Annotated in this window: 1 protein-coding gene; it reads right to left on the bottom strand. The window is 46.3% G+C overall.

What is annotated here, in order from left to right:
• Positions 1-6 precede the first annotated feature (6 nt).
• On the bottom strand, positions 7-525 hold a 519-nt coding region (locus tag R7P74_RS29125; RefSeq protein WP_318124201.1), incomplete at its 5' end, for a GGDEF domain-containing protein.

Below are 525 nucleotides of genomic sequence, written 5' to 3' on the forward strand. Positions count from 1 at the left end.
TGTGAACTAAGCAATATCATCAATGCTATGACACAAAGAAACGCAGTTTCTACCAGCGCTTTTGGATTCATACAGCGCGATACCTGCGCACTTATAACTTCGAGTTCGATCGGCAGTGAGGTCACTATAACCCGCACTGACAGTAACGGTCATATTGCTTCGCAGCTGAACCGCGACTCGCAAACGATTGAGCACCACTTCGGCCTCTTTAACTGTGGTATAAGGCATGATCACCGCAAACTCCTCACCACCAACACGAGAAACAAAATCCGTAGTGCGCACTTCACGTAGTAACGTTTCTGCGACGCTACAAATGACTTTATCCCCTTCATCGTGACCGCGTTCATCGTTGATGCGCTTAAAGTAGTCAATATCAAACAAAGCCAAACACGTCGTCGGTGTATCAGGATAACGTTCTACAATATTCGCGTAGTGGGTTAATTGTTCTTCAAACTTTCTGCGGTTCCACAGTCCAGTCAAACCGTCTTTCTCACTTAAGTTGCGCAGCTGCTCTTCCAACGCTTT

It is taken from the genome of Vibrio sp. 2033 (genome assembly GCF_033339735.1).